This window comes from Immundisolibacter cernigliae, from assembly GCF_001697225.1.
GTDB classification, from domain to species: Bacteria; Pseudomonadota; Gammaproteobacteria; order Immundisolibacterales; family Immundisolibacteraceae; genus Immundisolibacter; species Immundisolibacter cernigliae.
Genome location: NZ_CP014671.1, coordinates 530,818 through 549,031, shown reverse-complemented (window position 1 = coordinate 549,031; position 18,214 = coordinate 530,818). Strand labels below are relative to the sequence as shown.

Annotated in this window: 18 protein-coding genes and 1 pseudogene; 12 read left to right on the top strand and 7 right to left on the bottom strand. The window is 66.9% G+C overall.

Features of this window, described 5'->3' with window-relative positions; all coding sequences use genetic code 11:
- The first annotated feature begins 49 nt into the window (after positions 1 to 49).
- Positions 50 to 1,183 carry a pyridoxal phosphate-dependent aminotransferase gene (locus PG2T_RS02605; protein WP_193399832.1) on the top strand — a complete coding sequence of 378 codons (1,134 nt, stop codon included), beginning with the start codon at positions 50 to 52 and terminating at the stop codon, positions 1,181 to 1,183.
- 306 nt (positions 1,184 to 1,489) lie between these two features.
- On the opposite strand, the gene purU is transcribed toward PG2T_RS02605, so the two are convergent.
- Positions 1,490 to 2,347: a formyltetrahydrofolate deformylase gene (gene purU / locus PG2T_RS02600; RefSeq protein WP_068802691.1), complete on the bottom strand. Its 858-nt coding sequence runs from the start codon at positions 2,345 to 2,347 to the stop codon at positions 1,490 to 1,492.
- 107 nt (positions 2,348 to 2,454) lie between these two features.
- Between purU and PG2T_RS02595 the strand changes: the two genes are divergently transcribed.
- The 3 genes from PG2T_RS02595 (at position 2,455) to PG2T_RS16330 (ending at position 5,685) form a co-directional block, all read left to right on the top strand.
- Positions 2,455 to 3,933, top strand: coding sequence for an FAD-linked oxidase C-terminal domain-containing protein (locus PG2T_RS02595; RefSeq protein WP_068802690.1), 1,479 nt, complete (start codon positions 2,455 to 2,457; stop codon positions 3,931 to 3,933).
- A gap of 2 nt (positions 3,934 to 3,935) precedes the next feature.
- A complete protein-coding gene (gene glcE / locus PG2T_RS02590) occupies positions 3,936 to 4,985 on the top strand; it encodes a glycolate oxidase subunit GlcE (RefSeq protein ID WP_068802689.1) in 1,050 nt (349 codons plus the stop codon).
- Between the two features lie 106 nt (positions 4,986 to 5,091).
- Positions 5,092 to 5,685, top strand: coding sequence for a hypothetical protein (locus tag PG2T_RS16330; protein WP_083214714.1), 594 nt, complete (start codon positions 5,092 to 5,094; stop codon positions 5,683 to 5,685).
- A 114-nt stretch (positions 5,686 to 5,799) separates the two neighbouring features.
- Here the strand turns inward: PG2T_RS16330 and PG2T_RS02580 are convergent.
- A pseudogene (locus PG2T_RS02580) lies at positions 5,800 to 6,328 on the bottom strand (REP-associated tyrosine transposase).
- Positions 6,329 to 6,499: 171 nt separating this feature from the next.
- Here PG2T_RS02580 and PG2T_RS15945 point away from each other — a divergent pair.
- The 3 genes from PG2T_RS15945 to PG2T_RS02570 all read left to right on the top strand — a co-directional run bounded on the left by PG2T_RS15945 (position 6,500) and on the right by PG2T_RS02570 (position 7,967).
- A complete protein-coding gene (locus tag PG2T_RS15945) occupies positions 6,500 to 7,066 on the top strand; it encodes a hypothetical protein (protein ID WP_145930967.1) in 567 nt (188 codons plus the stop codon).
- 156 nt (positions 7,067 to 7,222) lie between these two features.
- Complete coding sequence (locus PG2T_RS02575; protein ID WP_236953285.1) at positions 7,223 to 7,603, top strand: hypothetical protein; 381 nt, start codon at positions 7,223 to 7,225, stop codon at positions 7,601 to 7,603.
- Positions 7,604 to 7,706: 103 nt separating this feature from the next.
- Positions 7,707 to 7,967, top strand: a complete 261-nt coding sequence (locus PG2T_RS02570) for a hypothetical protein (protein ID WP_068802687.1) — start codon at positions 7,707 to 7,709, stop codon at positions 7,965 to 7,967.
- Positions 7,968 to 8,029: 62 nt separating this feature from the next.
- Here PG2T_RS02570 and PG2T_RS15940 read toward each other — a convergent pair whose 3' ends face one another.
- From PG2T_RS15940 to mnmG, 5 genes are all read right to left on the bottom strand, one after another.
- Positions 8,030 to 8,707: a hypothetical protein gene (locus PG2T_RS15940; protein ID WP_145930965.1), complete on the bottom strand. Its 678-nt coding sequence runs from the start codon at positions 8,705 to 8,707 to the stop codon at positions 8,030 to 8,032.
- A gap of 77 nt (positions 8,708 to 8,784) precedes the next feature.
- Positions 8,785 to 9,630 carry a ParB/RepB/Spo0J family partition protein gene (locus tag PG2T_RS02565; RefSeq protein WP_068802686.1) on the bottom strand — a complete coding sequence of 282 codons (846 nt, stop codon included), beginning with the start codon at positions 9,628 to 9,630 and terminating at the stop codon, positions 8,785 to 8,787.
- On the bottom strand, positions 9,630 to 10,403 hold the full coding sequence (locus PG2T_RS02560; protein WP_068802685.1) for a ParA family protein: 774 nt from the start codon (positions 10,401 to 10,403) through the stop codon (positions 9,630 to 9,632). Before PG2T_RS02560 ends, PG2T_RS02565 begins: the two co-directional genes overlap by 1 nt.
- A 35-nt stretch (positions 10,404 to 10,438) precedes the next feature.
- A complete protein-coding gene (gene rsmG, locus PG2T_RS02555) occupies positions 10,439 to 11,101 on the bottom strand; it encodes a 16S rRNA (guanine(527)-N(7))-methyltransferase RsmG (protein WP_068802684.1) in 663 nt (220 codons plus the stop codon).
- Positions 11,091 to 12,980 carry a tRNA uridine-5-carboxymethylaminomethyl(34) synthesis enzyme MnmG gene (gene mnmG, locus PG2T_RS02550; RefSeq protein ID WP_068802683.1) on the bottom strand — a complete coding sequence of 630 codons (1,890 nt, stop codon included), beginning with the start codon at positions 12,978 to 12,980 and terminating at the stop codon, positions 11,091 to 11,093. The genes rsmG and mnmG overlap by 11 nt, the downstream gene beginning before the upstream one ends.
- A gap of 87 nt (positions 12,981 to 13,067) precedes the next feature.
- Between mnmG and miaB the strand changes: the two genes are divergently transcribed.
- From miaB to lnt, 5 genes are read left to right on the top strand one after another with little or no spacing between them, the layout of a single operon-like run.
- Positions 13,068 to 14,414, top strand: a complete 1,347-nt coding sequence (miaB, locus tag PG2T_RS02545; RefSeq protein WP_068807617.1) for a tRNA (N6-isopentenyl adenosine(37)-C2)-methylthiotransferase MiaB — start codon at positions 13,068 to 13,070, stop codon at positions 14,412 to 14,414.
- Positions 14,411 to 15,391 carry a PhoH family protein gene (locus PG2T_RS02540; RefSeq protein WP_068802682.1) on the top strand — a complete coding sequence of 327 codons (981 nt, stop codon included), beginning with the start codon at positions 14,411 to 14,413 and terminating at the stop codon, positions 15,389 to 15,391. Before miaB ends, PG2T_RS02540 begins: the two co-directional genes overlap by 4 nt.
- Complete coding sequence (gene ybeY, locus PG2T_RS02535; protein ID WP_145930964.1) at positions 15,354 to 15,860, top strand: rRNA maturation RNase YbeY; 507 nt, start codon at positions 15,354 to 15,356, stop codon at positions 15,858 to 15,860. Before PG2T_RS02540 ends, ybeY begins: the two co-directional genes overlap by 38 nt.
- Positions 15,857 to 16,711 (top strand): HlyC/CorC family transporter, encoded by an 855-nt coding sequence (locus PG2T_RS02530; protein ID WP_068802681.1) that lies wholly within the window; start codon positions 15,857 to 15,859, stop codon positions 16,709 to 16,711. Before ybeY ends, PG2T_RS02530 begins: the two co-directional genes overlap by 4 nt.
- Before the next feature lie 9 nt (positions 16,712 to 16,720).
- Positions 16,721 to 18,208: an apolipoprotein N-acyltransferase gene (lnt, locus tag PG2T_RS02525; protein ID WP_075968121.1), complete on the top strand. Its 1,488-nt coding sequence runs from the start codon at positions 16,721 to 16,723 to the stop codon at positions 18,206 to 18,208.
- Positions 18,209 to 18,214 lie beyond the last annotated feature (6 nt).

Genomic DNA, 18,214 nt, shown 5'->3' with positions numbered 1-18,214 from the left:
GGAACTCAAGCTCGCCGCCCGTGTCGCCGCCATCAAGCCGTCCGCCACCATGGCCGTCACCGCCAAGGCCAAGGAATTGCAGGCCGCCGGGCGCAAGGTGATCGGTCTTGGCGCCGGCGAGCCGGATTTCGACACGCCACAGCACATCAAGGACGCCGCCAAGGCCGCCATCGACGCCGGCTTCACCAAGTACACGGCGGTCGAGGGCACACCGGAGCTGCGCCGTGCCATCGTCGCCAAGTTCGCGCGCGAGAACGGCCTGAGCTACCAGCCGGCGCAGATTCTGGTGTCGTCCGGCGGCAAGCAGAGCTTCTACAACCTGGCGCAGGTGCTGCTGGAGGAAGGCGACGAGGTCATCATCCCGGCGCCGTATTGGGTGTCGTACCCGGACATCGTGCTGCTGGCCGGCGCCACGCCGGTGATCCTGGAAACCGGCCTCGACAGCCATTTCAAGATCAGCCCGGCGCAGCTGGAAGCCGCCATCACGCCGCGCACCAAACTGCTGGTGCTCAACAGCCCGTCGAATCCCACCGGCAGCGTCTACTCGGAAGCCGAACTGGCAGCCCTGGCCGAGGTGCTGCTGCGCCACCCGCAGGTGTGGATCGCCAGCGACGACATGTACGAGCACATCCGCTGGGACGGCGCGCCGTTTCGCAACATCCTGAACGCCTGCCCGGCGCTGTACGAGCGCACGATGGTGCTCAACGGCGTCTCGAAGGCCTATTCCATGACCGGCTGGCGCATCGGCTACGCCGCCGGCGACGCGCGCGTCATCAGCGAGATGGCCAAGATCCAGTCGCAGAGCACGTCGAACGCCTGCTCCATCTCGCAGGTGGCGGCGCAGGCCGCCCTGGAAGGCGATCAGGGCTTCATCAAGGAAATGAACACCGCCTTCAAGGCGCGCCACGACTTCGTGGTGGCGGCGCTGAACGACATCAAGGGCATCCGCTGCGCGCCGGCCGACGGGGCGTTTTACTGCTTCTTCAGCGTGGCCGACGCCATCGCCGCCACGCCGGGGGTGAGCGACGACGTGGAATTCGCCGCCTGGTTGATGGAGAAGGCCGAGGTCGCCCTGGTGCCCGGCAGCGCGTTTGGCGCGCCCGGTTACCTGCGCCTGTCGTTCGCCACCAGCCTGGACAACCTCAAGGAGGCCATGCGCCGGCTGAAGGCAGCGCTGGCCTGAAGGCCGCTCGCGCCTGAAGGCGGCACCACAGGCTGCCTGATGCAGCCGGCGCCCTTGTGGGAGCGGCGCCCCCGCCGCGAATCCGAAGCGCGATCGCTGCGCCTGACGATTCGGCCCGAGGGCGGGCCTCCCACAGGAGTTTTCCGGTGGGAGCGGCGCCCCCGCCGCGAATCCAAAGCGCGATCCGCTGCGGCCTGACGATTCGGCCCGAGGGCGGGCCTCCCACACCGGAAAAGCGCCGCGGTAGCGCGATGATCGCCCGGCATAGCCGGGCTCCTACAGTTCGCAGACGCCGATACTTCTTCGTCAGTCGAACACCACGGTCTTGTTGCCGTAGGCCAGGATGCGGTGCTCCAGGTGCCAGCGCACGGCGCGCGAGAGGACCATCTTTTCCACGTCGCGGCCTTTCTGGATCAGGTTTTCGACCTGGTCGCGGTGCGACACGCGGATTACGTCCTGCTCGATGATCGGCCCCTCGTCCAGGGTGTCGGTCACGTAATGGCTGGTGGCGCCGATGATCTTGACGCCGCGCTCGAAGGCCCGGTGGTAGGGGCGGGCGCCCAGGAAGGCCGGCAGGAAGGAGTGGTGGATGTTGATGATGCGCGCCGGGTAACGGGCCACGAAGCGCGGCCCCAGGATCTGCATGTAGCGCGCCAGCACGATCAGGTCCACGCCGTTTTGTTCGAGCAGGGCCAGCTGCGCCGCCTCGGCCTCGGTCTTGCCTTCCGGGCTCACCTCGATCAGGTGAAACGGCACGTCGTAGAACTCGACCAGCTGGCGCGTGTCCTCGTGGTTGCTGATCACCAGCGGGATGTCGCAGTACAGCTCGCCGGCGCGGTGGCGGTACAGCAGGTCGGCCAGGCAATGATCGTAGCGGGAGGCGAAGATGGCCACCCGCTGGCGCCGGTCTGATTCTTCCAGCCGCCAGTGCAGGGCATGCTTTTCGGCCAGCGGCGCAAAGGCGGTGGCGAAATCGGCGGCCGACATGTCGAAGCCGGCCAGCGACCATTCCACGCGCATGAAAAACAGCCCGGCGGCAATATCCACGTGCTGGTCGGCGTGCAGGATGTTGGCGCCGTGGCGGTACAGGAACTCCGCGACGGCGGCGACGAGGCCGCGCTGGTCGGGACAGGTAACGAGCAGGATGGCGGTGTTGCGGGACATGTTCGGCGGCTTGGGCGGCTTCTTTGCGGCGCAGAACTATAAGCCAATCCGTGGCGCCGACCTGTCCTTTGGGCGCAGCGGCTACCATTGCCCCATCTGGAGGGGCCATGCAAGTCACTGAATCCCGAACCGCGGATCACGCCGGGCTGCTGGCGGCCCTGCGCCGCGTACTGCCGGCGGACGGCCTGCTGACGGCCGAGGCAGAACGCCGCGTCTACGAGTGCGACGCGCTTTCGAACTACCGCGCCCTGCCGCTGGCGGTGGCGTTGCCGGACACGGTGCAGCAGGTGCAGGCGCTGCTGCGCCTGTGCAAGCAGCACGGCGTGCCGGTGGTGCCGCGCGGCGCCGGCACCGGGCTGTCGGCCGGCGCGCTGCCGCGCGAGGACGGCATCCTGCTGTCCATGACGCGTTTCGACCGTATCCTCGAAATCGATCCCGACAACCGCATCGCCCGCGTGCAGCCGGGTGTGCGCAACCTGGCCGTGTCCGAGGCAGCGGCGCCGCATGGGCTGTTCTACGCGCCCGATCCATCGTCGCAGTTCGCCTCCAGCATCGGCGGCAACATCGCCGAGAACTCCGGCGGCGTGCATTGCGTCAAGTACGGCCTGACCACCCACAACCTGCTCGAAGTGACGCTGGTCACCATGGACGGCGATCTGCTGACCCTGGGCAGCGGCGGACTGGATGGCCCCGGTTACGACCTGCTGGCGCTGGTCACCGGTTCCGAGGGCATGCTCGGCGTGGTGGTGGAGGCGCGCCTGAAACTGCTGCCGCTGCCCGAATCCATCGTGCTGCTGCAGGCGGCATTTCCGGACCTGGAGCGCGCCGGGCGGGCGGTGATGGACATCGTCGCCGCCGGCGTGGTGCCGGCTGGGCTCGAAATGATGGACCAGGTGGCCATCGAGGTGGTCGAGGGCTACATCCAGATGGGCCTGCCCGTGGATGCGGCCGCGCTGCTGCTGTGCGAACTCGACGGCGCCACGGCCGAGGTCGAGGCCCAGCTCGAACGCGTGCAGGCACTGATGCGTGCCTGTGGCGGCTACGACTTGCGCCTGGCGCGCGAGGCCGACGAGCGCACGCGCCTGTGGGCCGGGCGCAAGGGCGCGTTTCCGGCCATGGGCCGCGTGTCGCCGGACTTCTACATCGTCGATGCCACCGTGCCGCGCCGCCACCTGGCCGGCATCCTGCGCCGCATCGGCGAGCTGGCCGGGGAATACGGCCAGCGCGTGGCGACGGCCTTTCATGCCGGCGACGGCAACCTGCACCCGCTGATCCTGTACGACGGCGGCGTGCCCGAGCAGGTGGAGCGCACGGAAAAACTCGCCAGCCGCATCCTGGACGAGTGCCTGGCCGTGGGCGGCACCATCACCGGCGAGCACGGCATCGGCGCCGAGAAGATCGACAAGGCCTGCCGGCAGTTCGCCGACCCGGTGCTGGAGGACTACTTCGCCGTCAAACGGGCCTTCGACCCTTCGGGCCTGCTGAATCCCGGCAAGGCCATCCCGACGCTGACCCGCTGCGCCGAACTGCGCGGCAGCCACGTGCACCACGGCCACCTGCCGCACCCGGAACTGGAACGGTTTTGAGCATGGACCAGGATCAGACCGAGGCGCTGGTCGGCGCCGTGCGGCGCGCCATCGAAGCGCGCCAGCGGCTGCGTGCAACCGGCCACGGCAGCAAGGCGTTTTATGGCAATCCGCGCGCCGGGGAGGCGCTGGACATCACAGGCCACCGTGGCGTGCTCGGTTACGAGCCGGGGGATCTGGTCATCACCGCCCGCGCCGGCACGCCGCTGGCACGCATCGACACCGTGCTGGCGGCGCAGGGGCAGATGCTCGGCTTCGAGCCGCCGCAGTTCGGCGGTCGCGGCACGCTGGGCGGCGCCATCGCGGCGGGTCTTTCCGGCCCGCGCCGGCCGTGGGCGGGCGCGGCGCGCGATTTCGTGCTCGGCGTGCGCGCCGTCAACGGCCGCGGCGAACCCGTGCGCTACGGCGGCGAGACCATCAAGAACGTCGCCGGCTACGATCTGGCACGCCTGTACGCCGGTTCGCTCGGCGCCTTTGGCGTGCTGCTCGAAGCCTCGGTGCGGGTGCTGCCGGTGCCGGAAACGGAACTGACCCTGGTCCTGGAACCCGCCGATCCGCTGCGGGCGATGATCGACTGGCAGCGCCGGCCCTGGCCGCTGTCCGGCCTGTGCGTGGACGGCGGGCGGGTGTGCCTGCGCCTGTCCGGCACCACAGATGGCGTCAACGCCGCGCGCCAGCAGATCGGCGGCCGGGAACTGGCCGACGGCGCCGCCTTCTGGCGGGCGCTGCGCGATCTCGAACTGCCCTTCTTCGCAGGCGAGGCGCCGCTGTGGCGTGTGTCCCTGCCGCCGGCCACGCCGCCGCTGGACCTGCCCGGCGACTGCTTGCTCGACTGGGGCGGCGCCCAGCGCTGGCTACGCAGCTCGGCGCCGCCGGCGCAGGTCTGGGCGAAAGTCGCCGCCGCACATGGCCACGCCACGCTGATGCGCGGCGGGGATCGCAGCGGTGGCGTGTTCCAGCCGGTCTCGGCGGCGCAGGCGGCCATCGAGCGGCGACTCAAGGCGGAGCTTGATCCGGCAGGCGTTTTTGGTGGCGGGGGGGCGGCAAGTTGAGCGTTGGAACACTCGGGAACACGGCGCAAAGCGCTACGCTTATTGCGCGGGCCTGGCCTTTGCTACGTTAGCCCCACCGGCAAGGATTTTCACGCGCGGAGGCATCATGAACAAAGCCCGTTTCCTCGTTGTGGCGCTGCTGTTCGCGGCGGGGCTTGCCGCCTGCGGCGAGAACGCCGCGACGGCGAAGAATGCCGCCGTCACACAGGACGCGGCTGAAACGGAAACGGGAAGCGCGCCGGACGCTTCCGCTGCCGCAGCACAAGCCGATACCGCCACCGCAAACCAAGCCGCCGCACCGGCTGCGCCGGAAACCGCGCCTGCCACGGCACAAGCGGCCACGATCGCCGCGCTGCCGCTCAAGCGCGGCTATTACGTCGCCAGCGATACGCCCTGCGGCCAAGCTTCAAACGCGACGGTGATGCTGCTCCGCCGCGAGGGTATCGGCGGTGCGCGTGACTTTTGCGAGTTCAAGAACATCGAGCAAACGGGGCCGAACACCTACCGCGTCACCGAAGCCTGCGGGGATTTTCAGGGCAATGCTTCGCCGGAAACCAGCGTCACGACCTACACGCTCGAGGGCGATGCGGCATTCACCTCCAAGAGCGCAGACGGCTGGGAGCGCAGCGCCCGCTACTGCGCCCAATCGAACATGCCGCCCGACTTCCGCGCCAACGATATCAGCGATGTAACGGACTGATACCGCAAACGTCGATTTCTTCCCTCCAGCCGCAGGAGTCCAGCCTATTTGAACTGGCTGCGCAGCCCGCGTAGGGCGGAATAGCGAAGCGTATTCCGCCTTCCGAGAGCAAGGCTACTCGAAACTCAACCCGCGCACTGCTGATCCGGCGGCCCAGTCCGGTGGATAAACACCCCCGCTCGACGTAGCGGTGAAACGACGAATACGGCCAGCCCACAACCCGGTCGGCGAGGCCGTGTTTCACGGGGTTGTGATGGATGGAGTCCACGTGCCGGGTCAGGTCGACCGCATCGCGGATCGCGTGTTCCCAGAAGCGCCGCTGCCAGATGCCGCGCTCGCCGGTGCGCTGGCGTCGTTCGGACAGCCGTTCCCCAGCCGCGATGCCGCGCGCGAAGGCGGCCTTGATCAGTCGCCAGCGGGTGGAGAAATCGGCATCGCCGGCCGGCAATGTCCAGACGCAGTGCAGGTGCTCCGGGAGGATCACGATGGCGTCGATGGTGAAAGGATACCGATGCCGGACGCCGCGAAACGCTTCGCGCAACGTCCCGATGTTCTCGACCAACAGCCGGCGGCGGCGTTCGAGCAGGGCGACGGTGGAGAAGAAGGTTCCGCCAGGGATGTCAGCACGAACGTAATGCGGCATGGCCGGAGCGTAACGGTGGCTGCGGGGCAACCCGGAAGGCGGAATACGCTTCGCTATTCCGCCCTACGCGGGCTTCATGCCTCCGGTCACGTCGGTGCCCGGCCTGAAATCCACTTATACCCGTGTCCGAAAAACCGGCGCCACCTCTGAACACTCGGAAAAAACGGCGCAATGCGCTACGCTTGTCGCGCACTACGCGGGCTGCCTGTCCTTGGCGACGCCTTCGGTAGCGAGGGATTGATCAGCGTTTCCTTAGAACACATGGCCATAGCTTCTCCATTTGAAGGACTGCAACTCTCGCAAGAGCTTGTGTGTGAGTTCTTTGCAGTTTTCTCGCGGTTCGAATTTGCACTCAAGGACTCGGGTTTCATTCGGGCCCATAAAGGTCACGCGGAGCCTGCATGGAGAGATTTCTCAGCATCTATTGCAGCAACATTTAGCGTAACAGCGCGATCGCCACTGGACAGCGCGATCGCGTTCCTTCTAGGCGAACCGCCGATGGTTCAAGTAAGTCGGTGTGACTGGGAGCATAAGAGATTGCATGGCAACACCGATACTGAACGAGCCTTAGATGCTGTAATCAGAGTTCGCAACAACCTCTTTCATGGTGGCAAGTACACGCCGCATTCGCCGCCCGGACGAGACGAGGCATTGGTGCGGGCGTCACTCGCAGTCCTTTATGCATGTCTGGAGCAAGATGAAAGCTTGCGAAATACCTATGAGCAGAATTTTTTCTAATAACAGGTTCCAGCCGATATTTCTGCCTCCGCTCCGCTACAGCAGAAACGCGGCTGAACCTGAGCGTTAAGCATTTTCAGGGAGGTCACGATGAGGTCAAACGGTGCTTTGCTCAGCTTGCTGTTAGTCGTCACGAGCGTAGGTGCGCAATCCATTGTGGAAACTGCCACCGAGGAGCAAATCCGAACAGCGTCCTGTGCGTTTATGGCAATGTCCAAGCCTGCACAGAGCAGCCTTCTGCGGGCTACGGAGCAATACCTGAAGTCTAAGGACTCGGTTTCCCTAATAGAAGCGTTCCAGATCGATGAAGTTCCGAATGCACTCGGCCGTTGCTCCGATGTGCACGCGGCGATGACGATGAAAGCGCGTCCATCGAACCGAGATGTGGGGCACTTTTTCGACGGAAGCGAACGCGCCCTGCGTTTGCTAGTGTTAGAGAAAGTCGCAAGAACTCAAGGGGCGTCTGCGAAAGAGATCAAAAAAATAAAAGATAAGACCTACGAAGGGCTCATGCAATTCAATGAGGAGCACTACTAGAACTCGTAGGTTGGGATGACGAAGGAAGCCCAACAAACTCACACGGGACAGCACTACATGAGCTACCGGCGCGCCGATACCGGGGGGCACGTATTTCTTCACCGTGAATCTGGTTGAGCGAAGCGCGGACACGCTGGTGCGGCACATCGATGACCTGCGGGCGGTGATCGATACGGTAAAGGCCACGCACCCTTTTTCACTCGTGGCGATGGTGGTGTTGCCGGAACACCTGAATGCCATCTGGCGGTTGCTTCCGGGAGATGCGGATTACCCAATACGCTCGTCGCTGATCGAAAGGGGCATGGTGAGCCTGGATTGGGGCGGCAATGTTGGCGATGACGTGTGTGGTTACGGCGAGCGGTGACGTATTTCGCCGGTAGGGAGGGACGAATTGTTGGGCCTCCTTCGTCAGCCCAACCTAAGGAACTATTTATTTATGTTGCTGCTTGCCGCAACAAAATCGTCTTCATAATAGCGTTTTCCAGCACACTCAGATTGAAACTTATTAACTACTGAGTTGTGCTGGGTAACGTGCGAATTGTAGGTCGCTTCCAGGCTTTTGTAAGATGCAATCTCTTTGTTATAGACAGCAATTAACTCGTTATGGCGCTTAACTTTATTGTTAAAGTTATCGACTTCCTGCTGTGAATAGAAATTCGTATTGTTGTTCAATTCCAAATATCGTGAAAGTATATTTATTTCTGAATCTAATTGGGTTAAGTATTTCTCTTTTTCTGATATCGATGGTTGCTCTAACTCCAGATCTTTTTCTGATTTATTGGCCTTCTGCTCCAGAAATAAACAAGCTCGAATCTCCTCTACAGATAATGTATTAAAGTCATATTCTTTTATTCCATTTAGAGCTTTTGCGCCTCGACCAAGCTTAAATATTGACCCGAAACCTTTTCTTGCTTCAGCCTCTGTAGAAGGCAGTGATATGCAAATTATTGCAAAGAAAAACACTAAACCATTCTTCATATATGGCTCCAGTTGTGGCCGCTCCAGCCCGCAGTAGGATGGGTGGCGGCCGCTAGGCCATAACCCATCGTCAACCACGCCCACAACGCTGCGTAAATCCCGGCTGGCATGGTCCAGTTGCGGCACCGGATTGATGGGTTACGCTGCGCTGCAACCATCCTACGAAACTGTGCGGGCCTGCGCATTCCGCGCCGCATGGCCAATCACTTGATATGCCCCAATATCCCGTCCAGCTCGTCCAGGCTGGAGTAGCGGATCACCAGCCGGCCGCCGCGGCGGCCGTGTTCGATGCTGACCTTGGCGCCGAGGCGTTCTTCAAGACTCTGTTCCAGGTGCCGCACGTCGGCGCTGGGGGCAGCTTTTGTGGCGGGCGTCGTGGTCTCGCCGCGCAGCGCGCGGGCCACCAGGTGCTCGGTCTGGCGCACTGACAGGCCCTGCGCTGCCACGCGCTGGGCCAGTTCGATCTGCGCCGTGCCGTCCAGCGCCAGCAGGGCGCGGGCGTGGCCCATGTCCAGCTGGCGGCTTTCGAGCAGTGCGCGCACCTGCGGCGTGAGCTGGCGCAGGCGCAGCAGGTTGCTGACGGCCACGCGTGAGCGGCCGACGGCGCGCGCCACCTGTTCGTGGGTGAGGCCGAACTCGCGCGTCAGGCGTTCGAGCGCGTCGGCCTCTTCCATGGCGTTCAGGTCCTGGCGCTGGATGTTCTCGATCAGCGCCACGGCCGCCGCGGCTTCGTCGGGAATGTCGCGCACGATGGCCGGCAGTTCGTGCAGGCCGGCCAGTTGCGAGGCCCGCCAGCGCCGCTCGCCGGCGATCAGTTCGTAGCGCTGTTCGCCGATCATGCGCACCACCACCGGCTGCACCACGCCCTGGGCGCGGATGGAGTCGGCCAGCGACGCGAGTTCTTCCTCGCCGATGTGGCGGCGCGGCTGGTAGCGGCCGCGTTCGATCTGCTCGATCGGCAGGCGTACCAGTCGCTCCGTGTTGCTGGCCGGCGCGGCGCTGCTGAGCAGCGCTTCCAGGCCACGGCCAAGTCCCCGTTTCTGGCTCATCAGCTGGCCTTGAGGTGATGCCGGCGCAGCATTTCGCCGGCCAGGGTGAGAAAGGCCGTGCTGCCGACGCAGCTGCGGTCGTAGTCGAGCACCGGCAGGCCGTGGCTGGGCGCCTCGGCCAGGCGCACGTTGCGCGGAATCACCGTGCGGTACAGGCGCTCGCCGAAGTGGCTTTGCAGTTGTTCGGACACGTCGCGCGACAGGCGGCTGCGCGGGTCGAACATGCTGCGCAGCACGCCTTCCACGTGCAGGCCGGGGTTGGCGCTGCTCGCGATGTCGTTGATGGTGTCGAGCAGGTCGGACAGGCCTTCGAGCGCGTAGTACTCGCACTGCATGGGGATCAGCACGGAGCCGGCGGCGGTCAGGGCGTTCACGGTCAGCATGTCGAGCGCCGGCGGGCAGTCGATCAGCACGTAGTGGTATTCGTCGCGGATCGGGCCGAGCGCGTCGCGCAGGCGGAACTCGCGCCGTTCGATCTGCAGCAGCAGCACCTTGGCGGCGGTCAGGTCGGCATTCGCGGGCAGCACGTCGAAGCCGGCCGGCACGGTCCGGCGCGCATCGGCCAGGGTTGCCTCGCCGGTCAGAACTTCCAGCGTGGCTGGAGTTGCCGCGCGCTTGTCGATGCCGCTGCCGGTGGTGGCGTTGCCCTGCGGGTCCAGATCGATCAGCAGCACCCGCTGGCGCGCGCGGGCCAGACCCGCCGCCAGATTGACGGTGGTGGTGGTCTTGCCGACCCCGCCTTTCTGGTTGGCGATGGCGATGATGCGTGGCATGGATGTGGGTTCAGGAACTGCGCGGCGGCGACACTTTACCCGACCGCCCGCCGCGCCAGCACGACCAGCGTGCGCCTGTCGCGGCCGGTCACGGCGGGCAGGGTCAGCGTGTCGAGGTGCTCGAACTGGGCCGGCAGGTCGGTCAGTTCTGTTTCGACAGCCGGTCCCTTGAGCGCCAGCACCCGGCCGCCGGGCGCACACAGGTGGCCGATCAGGCGCAGCAGGCGGGGCAGGGGAGCAAACGCCCGCGCGATCACCACCGGGAAAGGCGCATCCGGCCGGTATTGCTCGGCGCGCTGCTGGACCACTTCGACGTTGTGCAGGTCCAGCGTCAGGGCCGCGTGCTGCACGAAGCGGGTCTTCTTGAGGTGGCTGTCGAGCAGCACGTGCGCCGTGTCCGGCCGGGCAATGGCCAGCGGCAGGCCGGGAAAGCCGGCGCCGGTGCCGACATCCAGCAGCCGCCCCGGCGGCAGGTGCGCCAGTACCGCCAGGCTGTCCAGCAGGTGGCCTGCCACCATGTCGGCCGGCGTGCGCAGGGCGGTGAGGTTGAAGCTGCGGTTCCACTGCGCGAGCAGGCGCAGCAGGGCGATCAGCTGGTCCCGGCTGGCGGCCGGCAGGTCAACATTTAAAGCAACCAGGCCCTGGTCGAGCTGCCTGCGCGCCTGATCCCAGTCGCCGGGCGCCGCCTCAGGCGGCATCGACGGACGGACGGTTGCGGCGTTTCAGGTGCACCAGCAGCAGCGATATGGCGGCCGGCGTGACGCCCGGCACGCGGCTGGCCTGGCCGATGGTGGCGGGCCGGGCGGCGGCGAGCTTCTGGCGCGCCTCGTGCGACAGGCCGCGGATGGCGGCGTAGTCCAGATCGGCCGCCAGGGCGGTGGTTTCGGCGTGGCGCTGGCGCTCGATTTCGGCCCGCTGGCGACCGAGGTAGCCGTCGTACTTGAGGTCGATTTCGAGCTGGCCGGTGGCCTCGTCATCCGCATGCGGCTCGCCCACCCCCGGCAGGCGGTGCAGGGTGGCGTAGTCGATGCTCGGGCGGCGCAGCAGGTCGAGCGCCGTGCTCTCGCGCGACAGCGGGCCGCCCAGCAGCGCCAGATCGGCTTCATCCAGCCGCTCCGGACGCAGCAGGATGGCGGACAGGCGCGTTTTCTCGGCGGCGATGACGTCCTGCTTGCGGCAAAAGTGTGCCCAGCGCGCGTCGTCCACCAGGCCCAGTTCGCGGCCGATGGCGGTCAGGCGCTGGTCGGCGTTGTCCTCGCGCAGCCACAGGCGGTACTCGGCCCGCGAGGTGAACATGCGGTACGGCTCGCGCGTGCCGCGGGTGGTCAGGTCGTCGATCAGCACGCCGATGTAGGCCTCGTCCCGGCGCGGCCACCAGGGTTCCAGGTCCCGCGCCCGGCGGGCGGCGTTCAGGCCCGCGATCAGGCCCTGCGCGGCGGCTTCCTCGTAGCCGGTGGTGCCGTTGATCTGCCCGGCGAAGAACAGGTCGCCGAGCGCCTGCGTCTCCAGCCACGGGTGCAGCGCGCGCGGGTCGAAGAAGTCGTACTCGATGGCATAGCCGGGGCGCAGGATGTGCACGTTCTCGAAGCCGGCAATGGAGCGCACCAGCGCCAGCTGCACGTCGAACGGCAGGCTGGTGGAGATGCCGTTCGGGTACACCTCGCTCGTGTCCAGACCCTCGGGCTCGACAAAAATCTGGTGTGCGGACTTGTCCGCAAAGCGCACCACCTTGTCCTCGATGGACGGGCAGTAGCGCGGGCCGACGCCCTCGATGGCGCCGGCGTACATGGGCGAGCGGTGCAGGTTGGCGCGGATGATGTCGTGCGTGCGCTCGTTGGTGTAGGTCAGGTGGCAGCTGACCTGGCGCGGGTGCAGGTCGGCATGACCCAGGTACGAGAACACCGGTGTCGGCGTGTCGCCAGGCTGTTCCTGCAGCTGGCTGTAGTCGATGCTGCGCCCGTCCAGGCGTGGCGGCGTGCCGGTCTTGAGTCGCCCGACCGGCAGGTCCAGTTCCCGCAGGCGCCGCGCCAGCGCGATGGCCGGCGCATCACCGGCCCGGCCGCCGCCGTAGTGCTGCTCGCCGATGTGGATGACGCCGCCCAGGAAGGTGCCGGTGGTCAGCACCACCGCGCGGGCGCTGAAACTCAGGCCCATCTGCGTGAGCACGCCGCGCACGCGGCCGTCCTCGACGATCAGGTCCTCGACGTTCTGCTGGAAAAGACTCAGGTTCGGCTGCGCCTCGACCATGCCGCGCACGGTCTGGCGATACAGCGCCCGGTCGGCCTGGGCGCGGGTGGCACGCACCGCCGGGCCCTTGCTGCGATTGAGCACCCGGAACTGGATGCCGGCCCGATCGGCGGCCAGCGCCATGGCGCCGCCCAGCGCATCGATCTCGCGTACCAGGTGGCTCTTGCCGATGCCGCCGATGGCCGGGTTGCAGGACATCTGGCCGATGGTTTCCAGGTTCTGGGTCAGCAGCAGGGTCGCGGCGCCGCTGCGGGCAGCGGCCAGGGCGGCCTCGACACCGGCGTGGCCGGCGCCGACCACGATCACGTCGAAGGGGCGGTCGAACTGCATGGAAGTCACGGGCAGGGCAGGGGGAAGTCGTTATGATAGGCGGCCTTGTACACCGCTGTCAGGCTGTTTCCGGCCGCTTCCCTGCCCATGACCACGCCCCGCAAACTGCACGTCAAGACCCTTGGCTGCCAGATGAATGTGTACGACTCGCAGCGCATCGCCGATGTGCTGGCGCACTCACACGGCCTGGAGTCCACCGACGACCCGGCGCAGGCCGATGTGCTGCTGCTCAATACCTGTTCCATCCGCGAGAAGGCGCAGGAGAAGGTGTTCTCGGAGCTGGGCGCCTGGTGGCACGACTACAAGCGCTACCGCCCGGAACTGGTGATCGGCGTCGGCGGCTGCGTGGCCAGCCAGGAAGGCGACCGGCTGCGCGAGCGGGCGCCGTACGTGGACCTGATCTTCGGCCCGCAGACCATCCACCGCCTGCCGCTGCTGCTGAATCAGGCGCAGGGTCGCCAGGCGGCGGTGGACGTGAGCTTTCCGGAGATCGAGAAGTTCGATCATCTGCCCCTGCCGCGCGCCAGCGGGCCGACCGCGTTCGTGTCGGCCATGGAGGGCTGCTCGAAGTACTGCAGTTTCTGCGTGGTGCCGTACACGCGCGGCGAGGAGTTCAGCCGCCCGCTGCTGGACGTGCTGACCGAGGTTGCCGTCTACGCCGAGCAGGGCGTGCGCGAGGTGACGCTGCTGGGCCAGAACGTGAACGCCTACCGCGGCGCCACGCCGCGCGGCGGGGTGGCGGACTTGGCCGAACTGATCCGCCAGGTGGCGCAGATCGACGGCATCGCGCGCATCCGCTTCACCACCTCGCATCCGGTGGAGTTCACGGACACGCTGGTGGCCGCCTATGCCGAGGTGCCCAAGCTCGCCGCGCACCTGCACCTGCCTGTGCAAAGCGGCTCGGACCGCATCCTGCGGGCCATGAAGCGCGGCCACACGGCGGCCGAGTACCTGGCCAAGATCGACCGCGTACGGGCGGCGCGGCCGGGGCTTAGCCTGACCACCGACATCATCGTTGGTTTTCCGGGCGAGACCGAGGACGACTTCGCCGCCACGCTGGCGCTGGTCGAGGCGGCCGGTTTCGACGAGGCCTACAGCTTCATCTACAGCGCCCGGCCCGGCACGCCGGCGGCGGCGCTGGCGGACGACACGCCGCTGGCGGTCAAAAAGGAGCGCCTGGCGCGGCTGCAGGCTTTGATCGAGCGCCAGTCGCAGGCTTATGTGGAAACCCTGGTCGGCAGCGTGCAGACGGTGTTGGTGGAGGGCCCGGCCAAGCGCGGTCAGGGGCGGCTGTATGGGCGGATCGGTAACAATCGGGTGGTAAACTTTTTGGCCAGTGAGCAGCTTGTGGGTCAATTGGTGGATTTGAAGATCACGGCGGTTTCGGTGCACACCCTGCGCGGCGAGCTGAGCAGCTCCCGCCACGCTGCATGACGGTTCCGGTTGGCTTGAGTGCCGACGCCGCGGTGGCGGAAGTCACCCTGGAACCCAGCGACAACGCCCGCCTGGCTCGCATGTGCGGGCCGCTCGACGCCCACATCGGACAGGTAGAGCGGCACTTCGGGGTGGCGATACGCCGTCACGGTCACTCCTTCGCCATCAGCGGCGCCGCCGATCCGGTGGCCGGCGCCCGCTCCGCCTTGCAGACCATTTACGCCGAGACGGCCAGCAGCGAGGAGCTGTCGGCGGCCAAGGTGCACCTGCTGGTGCGCGGCGGTCATGCGGGCGACGACGAGCCCATCGTGGCGGTCGGCCGGCGGCTGCAGGTGCGCGCCCGCGGCCGCAGCCAGGGCGAGTACCTGCGCAGCATCCAGAACCACGACATCAACTTTGCCATCGGCCCGGCCGGCACCGGCAAGACCTATCTGGCGGTCGCCTGCGCCGTGCAGGCCCTGCTCGAAGAACAGGTGCAGCGGCTGGTACTGGTGCGCCCGGCCGTGGAAGCCGGCGAGAAGCTCGGCTTTCTGCCCGGCGACCTGGCGCAGAAGGTCGATCCGTACCTGCGCCCGATCTACGACGCGCTTTACGAGATGCTGACCTTCGAGCGCGTCGGCAAGCTGATCGAGCGCCACGTGATCGAAATCGCCCCGCTGGCCTACATGCGCGGACGCACGCTGAACGAGGCCTTCATCATCCTGGACGAGGCGCAGAACACCACGCCCGAGCAGATGAAGATGTTCCTGACGCGCATCGGCTTTGGCTCGACCGCGGTCATCACCGGCGATGTGACGCAGATCGATCTGCCGCCCGGCAAGCCGTCCGGCCTGAAGCACGTGCTGGGCGTGCTGCAGGGCGTGGAGGGCATTTCATTCAATTTCTTCACCGCCCGCGACGTGGTCCGCCATCCGCTGGTGGAGCGCATCGTCAACGCCTATGAGCAGCACGCCGAGCCCGGCGATCCCCGAAGTTGACATCGACCGCGCCAGCATCGTGCCCGCCCCGGACGACGCGGTGTTCGTCGCCTGGGCCACGGCGGCGCTGGCGGCGCTGCACCTGACCGGTGTGAACGTGGCGGTGCGGCTGGTGGACGAGGGCGAAGCCCGCCAGCTGAATCGCGACTACCGCGGCAAGGACTACGCGCCCAACGTGCTGTCGTTTCCGCTGGACGACGATTTTCCGCTGCCGCCCGGCGAGCCGCGGCCGCTGGGCGACATCGTGCTGTGCCTGCCGGTGGTGCAGGCGGAAGCTGCCGAATACGGCAAGACCTTCGAGCAGCGCCTGGCGCATCTGCTGATCCACGGCCTGCTGCACCTGGCCGGCCACAGCCACGACGAGGAGCCCCGGCGCCTGGCCATGGAAGCGCTGGAGACGGCCATCATGGCCGATCTTGGGCTGCCAGACCCCTATCTGAGCGACCTGAGCACGCTCGCCCCGCAATGAGCAACGACACCCACCACGGCCTGTTGCAGCGCATCAGCCACGCCCTGTTCGGCGAGCCGATCGACCGCGACTGGCTGATGCGCCACCTGAAGGACGCCGAGGCGGCGGCGGTGCTCGACGCCGGCACGCTGCGCATGATCGAGGGCGTGCTGACCATCGGCGAGCGCCAGGTGCGCGACATCATGGTGCCGCGCTCGCAGCTGGTGGTGATGAGCCGCGACGATGATCTAGCCGCGCTGGTACGGGTGGTGGAGGCAAACGGCCATTCGCGCTACCCGGTGATCGGTGACGACCGCGACGAGGTGGTCGGCATCGTGCTGGCCAAGGACCTGCTGGCGTATCTGGAACCGGGCAAGGACGTGCAGTTCACGCTGCGCGACGTGCTGCGCCCGGCGGTGTTCGTGCCCGAGAGCAAGCGCCTGAACGTGCTGCTGCGCGAGTTTCGCCAGACCCGCAACCACATGGCGATCGTGGTCGACGAGTACGGCGGCGTGGCCGGCCTGGTCACCATCGAGGACGTGCTGGAGCAGATCGTCGGCGAGATCGAGGACGAGTACGACATCGACGAGGACGAGACCGACATCCAGCCGGCCGATGACGGCAGTGCGCTGGTGCATGGTCTGACGCCGATCGAGGACTTCAATGCCCATTTCGGCGTCAGCTTCAGCGACGAGGAGTTCGACACCGTCGGCGGGCTGCTGGCCCAGCAGTTCGGGCACCTGCCGGAAGTCGGCGAGCGCATCGACTACCAGGGTTTCGAATTCGAGGTGACGGCCGCCGACGGGCGGCGCATCGAGCAGCTCCGGGTGCGCCGCGCGGCGGTGGTCGCCGCGGAACCGGACGACGGCTGAAGCGCCTTGATGGCGCGAAACCGCCGCGCTGGCCTGCTGCTGGCGGCCCTGGCCGGCGGACTGATGCCGCTGGCCTATGCGCCGTTTGGTCTGTGGCCGCTGGCACTGCTGGCGCTGGCCGGATTGCTGACCGTGGCCATGCGGGGCACCGCGCGGGAGGCGGCGGCCCGCGGCTATGTGTTCGGTCTGGCCTGGTTCGGCGGCGGCCTGTACTGGATCTTCATCAGCTGTTATCGCTACGGCAACATGGATGCCGCCAGTGCGACGCTGGTCACGGCGGCGCTGGTTGCCTATCTGGCGCTGTTTCCGGCCTTGGCGCTGTATGCGGCCAGACGTCTTGGTGCCCGTGACGGCGCCTTTTTAATCGCTGCGCCGGGAACGCTGGGCCTGGCCGAATGGCTGCGTTCCTGGCTGCTGACCGGCTTCCCGTGGCTGGCGCCCGGCTACAGCCAGATCGACAGTCCGCTTGGTGCCTTCGCGCCGCTGCTCGGGATGGCCGGCGTCGGGCTGGCCCTGACTGCCGCGGCGGCCTTGCTGGTCCACCTGTCAAACCGGCCCCGGCGGCGCTGGCCGGCAGTCCTGATATTCGTCGCGCTGACGGCCGGCGGGCTGGCGCTGGACGGGCTGGACTGGACGCAACCGGCCGGGTCGCCGGTGCGCGTCGCTCTGGTGCAGGGCAACGTCGAGCAGCAGATGAAGTGGGATCCGGCCCATTTCGAGGAAACACTGGCCCGCTACCGGCGCCTGAGCACCGGGCAGTTCGACGCCGATGTCGTCATCTGGCCGGAAAACGCCATTCCCGCATTGCCGAGCCAGGTCGATGCCGGCTATTTCACCGCGCTGCGCGAGGCTGCCCAGCGTGGTGGCGCCGCGCTGCTGATCGGCATGCCGACCGAGGACGCCGACGGGCGCTACTACAACGCCCTGGTGCAGTTGACGGGTCCGGGCGGCGAGTACCGCAAGCGGCACCTGGTGCCGTTTGGCGAGTACGTGCCGCTGCAGCGCCAGATCGGCCCGGTGCTGGACCTGCTGGCGGTGCCGATGTCGGATTTCTCGACCGGTGGTCCGGGCCAGCCGTTGCTGCGGATCGGCGAATCGCAGGCGGCGGCGTCGGTGTGTTACGAGATCCTGTTCCCGCAGGAACTGCGCGCCGGCGCGGCCGCCGACTGGCTGATCAACATCAGCAACGATGCCTGGTTTGGCGATTCCACCGCCCCGTCGCAGCACCTGGACATCGCCCGCATGCGGGCCCGTGAGTTGGGCAGACCGATTGCCCGCGCCACCAACACGGGGCTTACCGCCATCATCGACCACCGCGGCCGGGTCACGGCCCGCGCGGCGCCCTTCGAGCAGGCCGTGCTGCGCGGCGAGCTGGTCCCGCAGCGGGGCCTGACGCCGTTCGCGCGCTTCGGCGAGACGCCGGTGACGCTGCTGTGCGTGGCGCTGTGCCTGGTCGGCGGGTGGCGGGGCCGGGCGGGCGCGGGCCGGCGGCTATAATCGGCG